Below are 15,745 nucleotides of genomic sequence, written 5' to 3'. Positions count from 1 at the left end.
TTTATCCGATGACTGCAACTGCCACGCTCCTGGTGTCTTGCCCCGACCAGCAAGGATTAGTCGCTAAAATCTCCAGCTTTATTTACTCTAACGGCGGCAACATTATTCATGCCGATCACCATACCGATTTGGCCGCCGATTTGTTCTTGACCCGAATTGAATGGCAGTTGGATGATTTCCATCTCGACCGAGAGCTAGTTGGGCCTGCGTTTAATGCGATCGCAAAACCACTGCAAGCAGATTGGCACCTGCACTTTTCTGATACTAAACCGCGGCTATCGATTTGGGTCAGTCGTCAAGATCACTGCCTGTATGACCTGCTCTGGCGTTACAAATCAGGCGAACTCAATGCCGAAATTCCATTAATTATCAGCAATCATCCCCATCTCAAGCCAATTGCCGATCAGTTTGGCATTGATTATCACTGTTTACCCATCACGGCTGACAACAAAGCCGAACAAGAATCAAAACAGCTCGATCTGCTGCGCCAGTATCAGATTGATTTAGTCGTACTGGCTAAGTACATGCAGGTTTTGAGCGCTGACTTTGTTGAGCAGTTTCCCTCGGTCATCAACATTCACCATTCGTTTCTGCCTGCCTTTGTGGGTGCTAAGCCCTATCACCAAGCGCATCAGCGTGGCGTCAAGATCATCGGCGCAACAGCGCACTATGTCACCTCAGATCTAGATGCTGGCCCCATCATTGAGCAGGATGTCACCCGCATCAGTCACCGCGATGATGTAGCGGAACTCATTCGCAAAGGTAAAGACCTAGAGCGACTGGTGCTATCGCGTGCTGTGCGGCTTCATCTTCAGCATCGAGTATTGGTCTACGGCAATCGCACGGTGGTATTTGCGTAATCCTGTGAGCTGAGCCTGTTGATCGGGTCAACGCCGAATGACTTATAGAAATCAATAGAAAGACCCGCATGATCAGCACGTTGAGCAAATCCTGATCTACGGTGAGTCGTTGGGAGGTGCGATCGCACTTGACTTAGCCATTCGGCACCCCGAAGCCAGCGGCCTAATTATGCAAAGCTCATTCACTTCAATGGCTGAAGCCGTTCGACAAAAGCCTTTTTCATCCATGATTCCAGTCAATCTGATTTTGACAGAGCAATTCGATTCACGCTCTAAAATTGGCTCACTGCAAGTTCCCGTTCTGTTTTTACATGGTGAACAGGATTCGGTTGTGCCGTTTGAGATGAGTCAAGCTCTATATGCGGCTGCCCCAAAACCGAAGCATCTGTTTCTGATTTCTGGAGCTGACCACGTCAGAATTTATCAGCCTGGACAAGAATCCTACTTAAAAGCCATTGCCGATTTCGCGAATTCCCTGCAATAGCAATATGACATGTGCGATCGCGCTTCATCCGCCTTGCCTGCGGCAGATATCAATATGACGGCCAGTGGAATCACCGCCCGTCAACAGCCAGTCGCCCCGATCCCCCGATCATTAGTCAGCCACCAACACGTTTGTTCCGGTCAAACAAGCACCTGACCAGTCCACACCATTAACCTTGGCTCCGTCCAGCGCTGCACAAAGCAGATTGGCATTGACAAACGAAGCACCCGCTAGATTCGCACCGCGTAGATCGGCCTCTTCCAAGTTGGCCTCACTCAGCAAAGCGCCCTGTAAATCGGCCCGACTCAAATCGGCTCCCCGCAGATTGGCACCACTCAAGTTAGCGCCCCGCAGATCACCACCCCGAAAATCAACCCCGATGAGGCTAACCCCCATCAGATTAACGCCGCTGAGAAACGCACCGGAAAATGTGCTGCGCGTCAGGTTAGTGCCCATGAGATTGGCCCCCCGCAGGTTGGCTCCCCGCAAATCGGCTCCACTGAGATCACTTTGCATGAGATTGGCCCCCCAGAGGTTGGCACGCAGGTCGGCATCAACAAACGACGAGCCGACTAAATTGGCACCTTCTAAATGAGCCCGCAGCAAAACGGATCGGTCAAAGTTCACACCAACTAGACTGGCACCCGCTAGATGAATATCTGATAAATCAAGGCCAGATAAATCCTCGTCGTCTAATTTGGCACCGGGTAACTGTCGTAGCTCACCCGTGCGAATAAGCTGAATATCGATAGGCATAGCGGAATAAAAAATATACGTTTAAAGCTTTGGGTCGGTCAGTAACGCCTGTGCTAGGTGATACATATACGTTCTATGGTAAAGCTCAGACGGAAAATCGTTAATCGCGAATGTTTCGACGCTTGCACTATGCTGGGATCAAACTGTAGGACGCTAACGGCGAATGAAGCCGTTCTTTAATATGTCTGATCCTAATCAAAATCCCAATAAACCCGATCCCAATCTCGTGAAGATTGAGCCAGGGACGTTAGTCGCCATTATCGCTGTCCTGTTGCTGTTGCCGTTGTTGTTAACTGGCTTCATATCGCAGTGAAATAACGCAGATTTAATCAAGTAAGGTGAACGATGCCCAACCTGCGCGTTATTCGTCGGTGAGATGAAGGAAGATGCCGCTGGGCTGTCGGTTGCGATCGCGACCGTAGGTACTCAGCGTGACCGATTCTAAATGATTAGTCAGCGGCTGTGCGAGAGAATCCAGGACTTGGAACAGTGGTGAACGTTTCGCTAACCGCTGCTTGAGACTGGGCCAATTGAGATAGACATAGCCATCATTAGGAGTGTCTAGATTTGCGATCGCACGGCCAAAATCGGCCTGGGTCAGCACGGATTGGTCATTCGCCTGTAGTGCCGCTTCCAGTGCCGCAAGAGAACTGGCCAGAATCTCGTAGTTGCCCACCTGGACATGAGCCCCTGCGACCGATGCTTGCAGCACCTGTGAGCTGGTCTGGCGGCGGCTGGAGGGTACGGTGGAAAGCTGTGTCCAAGCAGTGACAGCGCGATCAGCGAGATCAACCTGACCAACGCTGTAGCCCTGTTGAGTCGCCAGTTCGTCCAAATGCTGAATGCCTTCAATGACTGCATCAGACTGGCGTTCAGTGACGAGTATCCAGTCAAACGACTGGGCTGAGTCAGTCCGGGGACGAAGACCAAAGGCAAATTCGCCTTGTGTCCAGTTGAATAGCTCAGTTTCCGCATCTAAATTCCAGCGGGTTTTGAGAGTCGTAATGACTTGTTCCAACAGCGCTTTCGTTCGGGTATAGCCCTGCAAGCTATCTGAGACCTTGTGCCAGTCTTCGCCTAGATTGCGGCCACTGGTCAGCAAAAGACTATCAGCCGGCATATAGCGCAGCAACTCCGAGGGCTGTGCCAGGGCCGGACGCTCGCGTTCAAGCTCCTCTCCGGGTGCTGTGAGTAGTGCATTGTTCAGCTGTAAACCGCTGGAACTGAGACCGATCGAGGCGATCAATCGGTCAAATTGAGTCGATTTCGGCTCGGTTGCAGTGCTCACAGTGGCTACATCAGTCGGAAAAATCGACTTGCCCAACCAGTCAGCTAGTTCCGGCAAGTTACCGTAGAGCAGCCCGACTCGCTGCTCCGGTAAATCCTGAAGCTGCGCTTGGTAAACCTCACTTTTCTCCAAGCTCAAATCGGGAGCCTGCACATTTGCGATCGCAGCCCGCAAAATCTTGGGATGGTTGGCAAACAAGACAAACTGATCGCCAATCGCCGCACTTGCAAGGCCCGGCTGCGTCTCTGGTGCGCCCTCCGTTGTCCCCTCAACCGCAACGGAACGAGACCGATTGGGATTGGTTACAGCTTCCTGCCGATAGATCAGTTTCACACCCGCATATTGTTCAAATACCAGATCCGTTCCCACTTCGGCCTGCTGCTGCCAAAAGAGGCGCAAAAATTCTTGAGATCGCACCGGATCAATGGTTGAAAGTGCCAGTAGATAACCCGGCTGTGTACCATTGGCGCGATCTCGATCCAAATCCGGTGTCGTCACAGCTAAAGTTAGCTCGTCGCCAAGCCAAGGCTGCACATCGGTGCGATAGTTGAGGTCAAACCCAGATAAGACACCTTGACGCAAGCGCTCAATTTCTTTAGCAGCGCGTCGTCGCTGGCCGGGGCGAGTAAACACCTGGCGCGCGGTAATCAGCCGTTCAGGATTGACCAACAGCGACACCATCAGCGGCGCTTGCTGAGAGACAAACATTGTTGCAGCGGGCGTAGTGCTGACGCCACCGCCTTTCAACAGGGACAGTGGGCTCTGTGTGGTAATCCAAATGGCTCCGCCAATACCGGAGAGCAACAGAATCAGGACGAACGCGATTAGGATGGAGAAAAATGAGCGAACCTTCATCGGGATAAGTCGAACCATGAGCGGCAGTTGGAGCAACACCGCCCAGCCATTAGCCAGTTATGCGGCCAGCCAGCCGTTAACGAGTCGATAGCGAGTCGTTAACGATCGGAAATGACGCAACGGTATGCCCAGTGAATACTGTAATACTCTGCGGTGACGGTCTCATCAATCCGTTGATAAGTCACTACATTTGGATAATAGACTTGATCGGAAATTGTTTGGTAGCGCGGCGAAGCCGCGCTACCAAACAATTTCCAACCCCAAAAACTTTATTGCCATTCAAGTAATAATTTTTGAGTGTGTGGGCGGTGTCCACACACTCAAAAACCGTTTTGCGGACTACCAGATCGAGAAGTATCCTGGAACATCTGCAAAATTTAGCTACCATTCGGTAATAACTGGTTATTTCACACCTGCGCAACTATTCGTTCAACTCGTTCAACTCGTCCAACTATGTACGCCGAAGATCTCCCTCAAATCAGCGTTGAAGACTTCGCCCAGCGACTGGCTGCTATTGAACCACCCCAAGCTCCGCCCCAACTGGTGGATGTCCGAGAACCGATGGAGCTTGAATTAGCCGCGATTGATGGGTTTATCAATTTGCCGCTGAGTGAATATGGAAACTGGTCAGAACATATTCATTCCCTACTGGATGCGGAGCAGGAAACCATTGTCATGTGCCATCACGGCATACGGTCGGCTCAGATGACGTACTGGTTAATCAATCAAGGATTCACTAATGTGCGCAATTTAACGGGAGGAATTGATGCCTATGCCATTAAGGTCGATGCGTCGATTCCGCGCTATTAATCCTGATTAAGTCTCATCCTCATGAGCCATGAGGTTTGAGTGAGGGATTTTTATACTGATTACAAATTGAAAAATCAGATTTCCCCTCAAAGTGTATGCAGCCCAGTATGGAAGCGCGGTGGTTTTGGCCGCATCAGATTCCAGCCCCCGTCAGAGATTGGTGGGTGGAGCGGAATCATCACTATCCAACCCGTGATTTCCAGCCAACCGTTGAATCTCGCACCGATTGGTACCTTCGTTTACCACAGCACATTGACTTGAGCATCAAACTGCGCGAAGGCCAAATTGAAGTGAAGCAGCGAATTTGCGATCGCGGTATCCAATTACTTTCCCCATCGATTCACGGCCACGTTGGGCAGTGGATAAAGTGGAGCTTTCCGTTAGCAGAAGCGGCAACGACCATCCAAAAACGCTTCGACCAAAAAGAGCAGTGGATTGCGGTTGCGAAAACGCGGCAGTCGAAAACCTATTATTTAGCTGATAACGGGGCGACTGAAAACGGGATGGAAACTGCGATCGCATTTTCCACATCTGGCGATAGCTTTGATCAGCAACATCGTGCGGGCTGTAGTGTCGAAATTGCAGAGGTCATTGCGTTCGATCAACGCTGGTTTAGCTTAGGGATAGAAGCGTTTGGCACTGTAGATACCGTGGCGTCGGTCTTTGACCAGGTCTGTCCCTCAATTTTTGCTGATAACAAACTCGAAGGAATCGATACAAAGCTAGTCCTAGAACCAGCCCATTCCTTAAGCTATCCCCAGTGGTTAGCCGCTTTACAGTCCCAATCAGTAGCCACAAAATCAGTTTAATAGCCACATAGCCACAGGGCACACGACAGCGACCCTCCTGCTTTTCTAAGCGCTACAACCTTTTACAGTCCTTTCACTCCGCTCGCTTCACTTCTCCCTTTCAAGTGCTGGGTACTAGGTTAGGTACTAGATACTAGACTTTATTGGAAATAAAGTTTTTGGGGTTGGAAATTGTTGTGTAGGGCGGCTTAGCCGCGCTACACAACAATTTCCGATAAAGTCTACTGAACTACTCGCGTCCGTAGTCGGTATAGTGCTGGCGCTGAAGATCGTCCAGTAGGTCTTGGGACGGTGGATTCGGTCGCTTCAAGGCTGGGGGATCGGTATTAGAATCGTGATCCTCTGTAGATTGCGCCTCTGTAGCGTCAGTTTCAGCCGCCGCTGCCTGATCACCTGCGTCATCCTCATCAGCAGAATCGTCAGACTGATTGTCAGGTTGATCATCAGTCTCATCGCCGCGATCACCATCGGCTGCAGCGACGACCTCAACAGACTCGGTCACTAGCTCGTCTGAGTGAGCCTCATTTTCCGGATCGCCTGCGTCGGCCTCGACATCAACTGTTGCTCCTGATGTTCCTGGCTCGGCTGGCGATGATTGCAGTTCATCTGTAGCTAGTGACTGGTCGGGCTGCTCGTTTTGTAAATCGGGAGCAGCCTCAGATAAGTCAACCTCAGCAGTCTGCTCGTCGTTAGACTCATCAGCCTGATCCACCTCCAGGTGATCGATAGCATGGCTATCCGTTAGCTCAGAGTCATCAGCGTCTAATGCTTCTGGCGCTTCATCGTCAGTCGATTCGGGCGTAACGGTCAAATTTGTGTCTGCCAAGGATACTGAGTCAGGAGGGGAATCTGCGATCGCATCTGTCGCATCTGTCGCATCTGTCGCATCTGTCGCATCTGTCGTATCTGTCGTATCTACCGTATCTGCCGCATCTATCGCTTCATCGATATCGGTCTTAAGATTCGCATCCGTACTCGATTCCGCAGATTCCTTTATTTCTTCAGCTATGTCTTCAGCTACTTCTAAGATTTCGGATACTGGTGCCTCGGTCGAAGTCGCATCTTCAATTAAGACGGCTTCTGCTAGGGCATCGTCCTCTTGATTTGCGATCGCAGACAATCGGCCCCAGGCTTCCTCATCGGACGGCAGGGTTTCGGGAATCAAGATTTCCTCTGGGCTAGGCTGAGGAGGCGTTTGAGTTGCGCTGGTATCTGTTACTGCTTCAGGATTGACTGTTACGCCATTTGCGTCATCGCTGAGAGGTGGAGTTTGGGACAAAGCAGGTGCGATCGCAGATTCCTGAGTCTCTCCGGCAGTCGATGGTGCTGCTGTAGCGGCATCCGGTGTAGGTGGGCTAGGTCGGCGGAGCGATGACTCGCGGCGTGGAATGGTCAGCATCGGCTGGGATGACTTCGGTTGAGCCGCATTTGGAGAACGAGGTAAAGATGACTCGCGGGGCGGCAGCGTCACCATCGGCTGCGATTTTTTCTTTTTGCCAAAGGGCAGCAGTCCGCCAACCCAGTCGGTTAATAGTCCTAACTTGCTCTTGCTCTGGTTTTGGGACGGAGCAGCAGGTTGGTTTACGGGTGTGGATGCTGGAGCGGGATCAAATGCTGAACGATCCACGGTCGGGGACGACTGGGTGACAGTATCAGCTTGAACTGACGCAACCGTGACGGTTTCGGCGGTTGACTCGCCGAAATCCTCGTCTTCCATCCAGTTGCCCCACTCTTCATCTGCGGCGGCGGCGGCTGTGGTGGAAGCTGCTGCTGGTGTAGCGGCAGTCGTGGACTCGACAGGCGGCGAGACAATTGGCTGGAGAATCTCTTCGTCTATAGCGTCTTTATTCGTAATGTTTTTGCCTGTCACATCTGTCACTGCAGGCGGCACAGTTTGAGCGGTTTGAGCGGCTTGTCCAGATGTGACCTGCTCAGGTTGTTCAGATTTACCCGTCGTTTCAACCGGAGTAGCTTGGCGCTCAGACGGTTGCGATCGCACTTTAGACTGTACAGAAACACTCGGCGGCGCAATTGGTGACTGCGGCTCAGGCTCAGGCTGCTTGATAGGCTGAGCAGGCTGAGCGCTGGCGGGACGTGGGGAAGATTGCGATCGCGCTTGGGTCGCCGAGGTATTGATCGGGCAGGCTTGAGGCGTAGATTGAGAGGGCTGGGATTTGCCTCTGGCAGCGGCAATGGCGCTAGAGGTGATACCTGCGATCGCAGTTGCTGTTTCAGCAATCGAAAAGTTATCAGCGGCGGCTTTGGCTTGACCGAGTGCCACCTGCGTCAAATCTTGAGAAGAGGCTCCTGGCAACGTTTGCTGCTGAATGGGCGTTTTAATCCGGCGCAGCGTTAGCACCTGCCAACCGAGCCAGACCAGCAGCGCCACACCAGCGATTTGGCCCAGCAGTAGCGCGCCTTCAATTTGCCCCGCACAAAACCACAGCACCACGGCATACAGCAAGCCAACACCGCTCCAAACCAGGTCAGGCTTACGATGCACTTCTGGGAAGAAGAAAGCGGTCATGTAGAGGGCAAAGCTGCCCAAGCCGACTGCAATTGCTAATCCGCGTGCCAAAGCGAATGCCAGGAGGTGTGCCATATCAAATTCAGAAATTATCGATTTTTATTGGATGTGTTGCGCTTGGTTGTCCAAATGTTGGTAAACATCATCAGAAAACCGCCGATGATGATTGCGATCGCAAGGCCGACCGTAATCAGGTCAAGGGTGTTGGTGGTGTCGGTAGTAATTTCCATGAATTAGGGATAAATCATCTCATTCCTTAGCCTAAAACAAAAAAGCACGGCATGGCCGTGCTTGGAGACTGTACTTGAACGCATCTGGACAAGGAAAATCAGGGCTTAGGCAATATCAAACACGTCATCGGCAAACATTTCCGTCAGCGTCCGCAGGTGAGGCAAAAAGACCGCCATGTCCTCTGGATCGAGTTGCACCAGCATTTCTTGACCCAGTAGACGCAGCATTTCCTGCACCAGCGACCACTTCACCTTCAGCGACGGATAGAGCATGACGCAGAGGGGGAACAGCTCTTGCTGAACCGAGACAAAGCTGTTTTGCAAGACACAAAGGCAGAGGTATACCTGGAACATCTCAGCATCGCGAATGCTGGAAATATTAACGACGCGGGAATCCAATGCGCCGCTGTAGGTTTCATAACCTGGATAGAGGCGACGAACGCGATCGCAGATCGTCTTGGCGACTGGCGTAATCAAGGGCAGCAGATTTTGCACCGCTTTTAGTTCTGGCGCATCCATCTCATAATCGGCAGCGGCTTCGTAGGCCGCCCGCAGCGGCATATACATATGATCGTCCATCACCTTGAGATAAGGCTCAAACAGCGACTTCTCCACTGGGGTGAGATATTCCAGCAGCTTCATGCCCGTGTAGTGAAACTGCATACTGACAAAACCAATGGCCCGTGGATCATCAGCCGTATACTTGGCGCGCATCTTGCCGCAGGCGTTGCTCATGCCCACAGACATCCGATGAGGCGTAATCCGATTTTCGTAGGCGTCCAGCGCTTGCTCAAACAGCTCCCGTGAATCTGCCGCAATTTCTACGGGATTAATCAGATCCGGATTAATCCGATGGCGCAAAACTTCGTGAGACAGCAGATTTTCCGTTGCCGTCCAGGCTTGAGCGCTAGCTAACCGCAAATGCTTTTTCAAGTGTGCTGCTGTTTCAGCCCGACCAAGGCGCGACGTCGCCTCGGCCAAGGTTTTAGTTGAAGCGATGTTAGCAGCATTGTCACCCTTCGACACGGCAATGACGTATTTGCGGGCCCAGAGTCGGGCAAAGGAGCGTTGTTTCGTTACGGCAGACTTGCGAAATACCGTAGATGCGATCGCTGGGGTCATAACATTAAAATCCTCATCCAAACAGAAAAACAGGGACGAATTGGCAGGAACAACAGCTAACCAAAACTAGCCAAGCCAAACTAGCTAAACGTAAACACGCAAAGCACGAGGTAGAGACGATACATCTCTAGCCTCAGTTGCAACGGATGCAGTTGCTGAGAGCCGATTAAGAGGGCCAATCAAAGGACTCGCAAGTCAGAGCAGCACCTTGTTGCTCAATCACTCGTTGGAATCACTCACTGCGGCCAGCGGGGTGAACTAACCGCAACACAATCGCGAATTTTAACGGCGCGAATTTTGAAAGGGTGGGGTTTATATAACGTGGATCTGTATCAGCAGATCGGTATCGCCACATCTGATAACCAATTGAGCGCGTGAGCGACCAAATTGATTGTCGGACTGTATAGCAAAAAACTACATGGTGTTCTTAAATAGCGAGACTGAATCACAAGATTGAGCTGATTCCCTTAATTTCAAAGCTAGAACTGAACAGTCAGAACGCAGCTTTGCAGGGCGACATCAACCTATCGCCTAAACCACGAAACCAGCAGTAATGATTAATACTACTGCCTGCGTATATTCATGGAAGGCTTGTGATCAATCAGGAACTTAATCACTGAGTATCTTGTACTTTTACGTAAAAGTAAAATTAAAAGTTGCAAAATATTAAGAGATGCAACCGCCATTTAAGTTTTCTCAGAGCATATTGCAGGTCTTGTTTAAGGTTTCCTTAATGGGCGTGCAGTTGCTGATGGAGAGCTTGCCGCATCACATCAATCGGTGCGGGCTGGCCGACCCACTGCTCAAGCGCCGCTGCACCTTGATGAATTAGCATCTCCGTCCCATCGATCACCTGTGAACCCTGAGCTGCAGCCTGTCGCAAAAACTGGGTCGGGCTAGGGGTATAAATTAAATCGTAGGCAATGGCGCTGCTAGGCACACGCTGCATTTGCTCATCAGATAGCGGCGAGGCTTGAGTGTTGGGATGCATGCCAATGGGCGTGGTATTAACAATCAGAGATGCGATCGCAACAAGTTCGTCCAGCGCATCCCAGGTATGGGCCACCAACTCAATTTGTAGCGGTGAGGATTGCCAGCTTGCTACAAACTGATCGAGTTTTTCCGCACTGCGACCCACCAGGTGTAATTTCGAACAGCCCAGCTTCGCAAATCCGGCAACGACTGCTCTAGCCGCCCCCCCATTACCCAGGACAATGGGAGTGACGGTGCGCCAATCCCAATCCAGCGATCGCAGTGGAGCCAAAAAGCCAATTACGTCAGTGTTGGTGCCGCTCCAGCCCTGTTCCGTCTGCCAAGCGGTATTGACAGCGCCGACCGCTTTCGCCTCATCTGAGATCTCAGTGAGATAAGGGATAATCGCCTGCTTGTGGGGAATTGTAATATTAAAGCCTTGAACACCAATTGCCGTGAAACCTGCGATCGCATCCTCAAGCTGATCCGGTAAAACTGGAAACGGCACGTAAATATAGTCAAGCCCTAAATGTGCGATCGCGGCATTTTGCATCGCTGGCGACATCGAATGGGTAACGGGACTGCCAATAATGCCAAGGAGCTTTGTTTTTCCGGAAATCAACGGTTGTTTCACCTTCTCAACTTTGCCAAGCTATCAGCGCTTTAGTGTATATCTATTCCCTTCCCACTGCATAACTCCGCTCGCTCAGACATATTCTCGCCATGAAGTTCCTGGTTAAAGTTCTTGGTGAGGCTCCATCATGGTTCAGGTCAATCGGCTCAATTTTTGCCTGCAAATCATTGATTCTCTTAAGCGGAGCTTTAATTTTCATCAAAATGACAAAACTCTCCCAGCCAATGGGCGAGTCGTGCCAAGATCTAAGAACGTTAAGTGCCCGTTGCTTATGCTGGAAGCCTTGCTCTCCGGACGCTATAAAATACTGCGAATACTAGGGACTGGTGGATTTGGTCAAACCTATGTGGCCGAAGACACACAGCACCCTGAGCGATCGATTTGCGTCGTCAAGCATCTGCGCCCCAGCAGCCAAGATCCAGAATTCTTGCAGGTTGCCCGCCGATTGTTTGATGCGGAAGTGGAAGCACTCCGCAAGCTGGGACAGCATGACCAGATTCCGGCGTTAGTCGATTCTTTCGAAGAAGATGGCGAATTTTATTTCGTTCAGGAATTTATTGACGGCTATCCCTTCAGCGAAGAACTGGCAGGCGGATTTCAACTAGGTGAGGAACAGGCCATCCGGCTGCTGGAAAACGTACTGCCTGTTTTGAGCTTTGTGCATGACAATCATGTGATTCACCGCGACATCAAGCCCGGCAACATCATTCGGCGGCGCGACGGCAAGCTGGTTTTGATTGACTTTGGGGCAGTCAAGGAAATTCAAACCCAGCTAACGACCCGCACCGATAGCCAAACCGATTACACTGTCGGCATTGGCACCCAAGGCTACACGCCCCACGAGCAGCTGGCAGGTCGCCCGCGCTACTGTAGCGACATTTATGCGCTGGGCATCACGGTGATTCAAGCCTTGACCGGCTATCAGCCGCAAGAGCTATCGGAAGATCCACGCACCTCCGAACTTCTGTGGGAACAGCATGCTCCAATCAGCGAAGGATTGAAGCTGCTGCTGAAAAAGATGACGCGATCGCAGATCTCGCGACGCTATCAGTCTGCCAAAGAGGTGCTGAACGATCTGAAGCGTTTGGATGAATTGCCGGACGACCCGTCATTTCGAGAGCCAGTGGAACTGGACTGGACCCAGATCTCCGCATTCGAAACACCGCGTCAGCGCTTGGTAAAAGGTGTACGCGTCGTTGCGATCGCAAGTGCGGCAGCACTGGGACTCTGTGCCGGAGCGCGACAGCTCGGCTGGTTTGAGCCGCTGGAACTGCGGGCCTATGACCAGATGGTGCGACTACAGCCGGATCTGGGCATTGATGATCGGCTGCTGGTAGTCGAGATTACCGAAGCCGACTTGCGGGAACTCCAGCGAGCCACGCCGTCTGACCAGAGCATTGCCGATGCGATCGCAACCCTACAGCAGTACGATCCGCGCGTGATTGGCGTGGATCTGTATCGGGAACTGCCCCAGGAACCCGGTCACGAAGCCCTGATGGAGCAGTTTGCCGATGATAATGTAATTGCGATCGCGAACATTGGCAATCAGGGCGATCAGCTCGAAATTCCACCGCCCGAGGTCGTTCCTCCTTCACGAGTCGGCTTTAACGATATTCCTATCGACACCGACAACGTGGTGCGGCGCAACCTGATGTTTGCCACCCATCAGAATCAGGTTCTTTTTTCCTTTTCGCTGCGGGTGGCGCTGGAGTATCTAGAAGCCGACAATATCCTGCCGCAAAACCACGCTGAGAATCCCGATTTGCTTCAGCTCCAAGAAACCGTTTTTGATCAGCTCCGTTCCTCCTCCGGCGGCTATCAGCACGTAGACTCTATGGGCTATCAGCTCTTGCTGCACTACCGCTCTGCCAATCAGGCGACCCGCATCATTTCCCTCAGCGAAGTCCTAGCTGGCAATGTGCCGCCTGACTGGGTGCGAGGTAAAGCGGTGCTGATTGGTACCACCGCTCCTAGCAGTAAAGATGTGTTCTATACGCCCTATACTGCCGGACGCCGCGACACCGAGTTGCAAATGCCCGGCGTGACGGTTCATGCCCAAATGGTGAGCCAAATCCTGTCCGCCGCCCTGGAGTCTGAACAAGCAGCATTGTATTGGTTCTGGCCGGATTGGGCTGAAATTGGCTGGATGGCTCTATGTGCGATCGCAGGTGGCAGCTTAGCGTGGAGTTTACGCCGACCGATCGTTTTAGCCCTGGGTGGCACTAGCTTACTGATCGTCATCGTGGGCACGAGCGCCATTCTGTTTACCCAAAACGGCTGGATACCGCTCGCTGCACCCTTGGCAACCAGCATCATAGCAGGAGTCGCAGTGGTTGTTTATCGGGTCTATCAATCACAGCGTAAGGAAGAAATGATCGCCACGACATTTATGAGGTCAGACACCACCGATATGTCAGACACTCACCCGATGTAGAGTTGCTCACATCTTGCACTTAGACCGAATATCCAAGTCTGCATATAGCGCTTCTTGCGCTAGTAAAGGGAGGTTATTGTTTGAAAGCCACGCTTCGCGTGGCTTTCAAACAATAACTTGTACCTCAGTAGCCTAGGAAAGGCTATATAAGAATTCAATTCATTTGTTATGAAAGGATAGTCAAGCCAGCCTTCCATAACAAATGAATCACCGGATTTTCACCGAACTTCGTATAAAGATATGAGGTTGGGCAACATTAAAGCTTTAATATTTAGCGGCCAAAGGCAATATTGTTAAGCGTCAGTGGCGTATTCGATTCAATCACCACTTTCGATAATCCGGCAGCTGCAACTCGCAGGCACTGGTGTGGCAGCTCATGGCAAGGATGGGCACCTAGATTGCAGTAGTCATAGGCATCACCAGCCTCAGAAATGGAGGTATCAGAGGCATCCATGCCGCGCATTCGCACAGACTGAACGCTGGATACGTGAACCTCTACCCACTCCATCGGCTGAAGAAATTCCAGCGTGAGCGAGGTGTTATTGCCCGTTGGCAGCAACACACACGCTTCCTCATCTTGAGGAAAAACGGGATTAGAGGGTTTAAGTGCGATCGCATTGTGAAACCGCACACCTAAAGACTCAAACTGAGTGGTTACTCGATCAAATGCCGATAGTGCCTCAAAACTAATTTGAACAAACTCCACTGCCGGAACAGGCTGGGAGGTCGGTTGGATGGTTTTGGGATATGGCTTAGCTTTGATACAAGTGGAAACAGATAACGAGGATGATGACGGTGATTGCACAGGAACGGGGGGCAGCATGAGGGAACTCCGATTTCAGGTAGATGCTAAATGAGTTCGAGTGAATGTCATAGATAAAACTACGCAGTCTGAACTCAGCATCTCGGTAATATTGTGGCAATTTTTGAGGTGGTCACGCTGGATTACGGACTACAAAATGCCGAAACTTCATGTATATCCTGGAAACAGTGTCGATCCTACGGCAAAATTACGGTTCCACAGAACTACCCCCTACGGGTAATCTCGCCCTGTGCCAGTTTCGAGAATGGTTGTTACGGATTACCGAATCCACCCAGTGAAGTTTGGCTGAAGCTGCCCGCACTTTGGCTGGCGCGCACTGCCGATTGCGAAAAAATCTGGAACGCCTGCCGAATGTCTTTCTGACTATTCCCTGGTGTCAGAATCCACTCGTCCCGCAGCCCCATCGACTGAAACACCTGCCGAAAGTCCGTGTAGCCATCGTCAATGCCCATCGCCGCAATGATGTGATTTTCAGCACGCAGCATATCTTGCACAATAGCTTTGACCTGCTTTGCCGTGGTGCGACCGGAATGCTCGTCTGCCCCATCAGTAATAATCAGCGTTACTGTGCGGACTGGCACACCATTGTCCGCAAATTCCTGCACTTTCGCAATCACCGTACCCAGCAATACGACGGTTTGTTCGTATAAGGGAGTTCCCTGATTCGGATCGTAATTTTGAGTATCCATTCGCACCGCTTGGTCAACCGCACAGTACGGATAGAGTACTGTCCCGTTTAAGTAGCGATTGTGAATTAGAATGCTGTCTTTCTGAGGCGAACTTTGCAGCGCATCCAAAACCGTATTGTGTCCCGCTCGCACCGTGGCCGCATTGCCCCCAAAGCGAATTGAACCAGAGTCATCCGGCATGATGGTGACAAGGACAACTTCGCTAGACATTACATCGTCCACGTGAACACCCAGCCCAGCTTGAATCTGAGCACCAATATCAAATACGTTGAGCGCCTGCATGGAGGCGGGTGAGAGTAAGCCTTCTTGGTGGGCGGATTGGAAGAGTTGATTGAGATTAGCGGATTGGGACATAGTAGTTACCTTTTGGGAATAGGGTTAATAGTTGATGGTTACGTTGATGGTTGATGGTGAAAGTAGACACACGGATTCTGTGAGTGCGATCGCGTTTC

General features: G+C 51.4%; 14 protein-coding genes. 6 read left to right on the top strand and 8 right to left on the bottom strand.

What is annotated here, in order from left to right:
* Positions 1-8 precede the first annotated feature (8 nt).
* The gene (gene purU, locus AC286M_RS11275) at positions 9-860 is read left to right on the top strand and encodes a formyltetrahydrofolate deformylase (RefSeq protein ID WP_488204481.1); all 852 of its coding nucleotides are present in this window, start codon (positions 9-11) and stop codon (positions 858-860) included.
* A 109-nt stretch (positions 861-969) separates the two neighbouring features.
* Positions 970-1,344, top strand: a complete 375-nt coding sequence (locus tag AC286M_RS11270) for an alpha/beta hydrolase (protein WP_488204480.1) — start codon at positions 970-972, stop codon at positions 1,342-1,344.
* A 111-nt stretch (positions 1,345-1,455) separates the two neighbouring features.
* Here AC286M_RS11270 and AC286M_RS11265 read toward each other — a convergent pair whose 3' ends face one another.
* Positions 1,456-2,100 carry a pentapeptide repeat-containing protein gene (locus AC286M_RS11265; protein WP_488204479.1) on the bottom strand — a complete coding sequence of 215 codons (645 nt, stop codon included), beginning with the start codon at positions 2,098-2,100 and terminating at the stop codon, positions 1,456-1,458.
* Between the two features lie 181 nt (positions 2,101-2,281).
* On the opposite strand from AC286M_RS11265, the gene AC286M_RS11260 reads away from it, so the two are divergent.
* Positions 2,282-2,413 carry a hypothetical protein gene (locus tag AC286M_RS11260; protein WP_488204478.1) on the top strand — a complete coding sequence of 44 codons (132 nt, stop codon included), beginning with the start codon at positions 2,282-2,284 and terminating at the stop codon, positions 2,411-2,413.
* A 48-nt stretch (positions 2,414-2,461) separates the two neighbouring features.
* Here AC286M_RS11260 and AC286M_RS11255 read toward each other — a convergent pair whose 3' ends face one another.
* Positions 2,462-4,261: a DUF3352 domain-containing protein gene (locus tag AC286M_RS11255; RefSeq protein WP_488204477.1), complete on the bottom strand. Its 1,800-nt coding sequence runs from the start codon at positions 4,259-4,261 to the stop codon at positions 2,462-2,464.
* Positions 4,262-4,696: 435 nt separating this feature from the next.
* Here AC286M_RS11255 and AC286M_RS11250 point away from each other — a divergent pair, with 435 nt between their 5' ends.
* A complete protein-coding gene (locus tag AC286M_RS11250) occupies positions 4,697-5,053 on the top strand; it encodes a rhodanese-like domain-containing protein (protein ID WP_488204476.1) in 357 nt (118 codons plus the stop codon).
* A gap of 107 nt (positions 5,054-5,160) precedes the next feature.
* Complete coding sequence (locus tag AC286M_RS11245) at positions 5,161-5,862, top strand: hypothetical protein (RefSeq protein WP_488204475.1); 702 nt, start codon at positions 5,161-5,163, stop codon at positions 5,860-5,862.
* A 229-nt stretch (positions 5,863-6,091) separates the two neighbouring features.
* Here the strand turns inward: AC286M_RS11245 and AC286M_RS11240 are convergent, their stop codons facing one another.
* From AC286M_RS11240 to AC286M_RS11225, 4 genes are all read right to left on the bottom strand, one after another.
* Positions 6,092-8,464, bottom strand: coding sequence for a Ycf66 family protein (locus tag AC286M_RS11240; protein WP_488204474.1), 2,373 nt, complete (start codon positions 8,462-8,464; stop codon positions 6,092-6,094).
* Between the two features lie 14 nt (positions 8,465-8,478).
* On the bottom strand, positions 8,479-8,619 hold the full coding sequence (locus tag AC286M_RS11235; protein WP_488204473.1) for a hypothetical protein: 141 nt from the start codon (positions 8,617-8,619) through the stop codon (positions 8,479-8,481).
* A gap of 105 nt (positions 8,620-8,724) precedes the next feature.
* Positions 8,725-9,741 (bottom strand): hypothetical protein, encoded by a 1,017-nt coding sequence (locus AC286M_RS11230; RefSeq protein ID WP_488204472.1) that lies wholly within the window; start codon positions 9,739-9,741, stop codon positions 8,725-8,727.
* A gap of 730 nt (positions 9,742-10,471) precedes the next feature.
* The gene (locus AC286M_RS11225) at positions 10,472-11,347 is read right to left on the bottom strand and encodes a shikimate dehydrogenase (protein WP_488204471.1); all 876 of its coding nucleotides are present in this window, start codon (positions 11,345-11,347) and stop codon (positions 10,472-10,474) included.
* Positions 11,348-11,618: 271 nt separating this feature from the next.
* Here AC286M_RS11225 and AC286M_RS11220 point away from each other — a divergent pair, with 271 nt between their 5' ends.
* On the top strand, positions 11,619-13,781 hold the full coding sequence (locus tag AC286M_RS11220; RefSeq protein WP_488204470.1) for a CHASE2 domain-containing protein: 2,163 nt from the start codon (positions 11,619-11,621) through the stop codon (positions 13,779-13,781).
* 271 nt (positions 13,782-14,052) lie between these two features.
* Here the strand turns inward: AC286M_RS11220 and AC286M_RS11215 are convergent, their stop codons facing one another.
* Together AC286M_RS11215 and AC286M_RS11210 are read right to left on the bottom strand one after the other, a co-directional pair.
* Positions 14,053-14,604, bottom strand: a complete 552-nt coding sequence (locus AC286M_RS11215) for a hypothetical protein (RefSeq protein ID WP_488204469.1) — start codon at positions 14,602-14,604, stop codon at positions 14,053-14,055.
* Between the two features lie 251 nt (positions 14,605-14,855).
* Positions 14,856-15,647, bottom strand: a complete 792-nt coding sequence (locus AC286M_RS11210) for a hypothetical protein (protein ID WP_488204468.1) — start codon at positions 15,645-15,647, stop codon at positions 14,856-14,858.
* Positions 15,648-15,745 lie beyond the last annotated feature (98 nt).

It is taken from the genome of Thainema salinarum CENA647 (assembly GCF_057732415.1).
The sequence above is the reverse complement of the archived record's forward strand: the minus strand, read 5'-3'. Positions and strand labels throughout refer to the sequence as shown.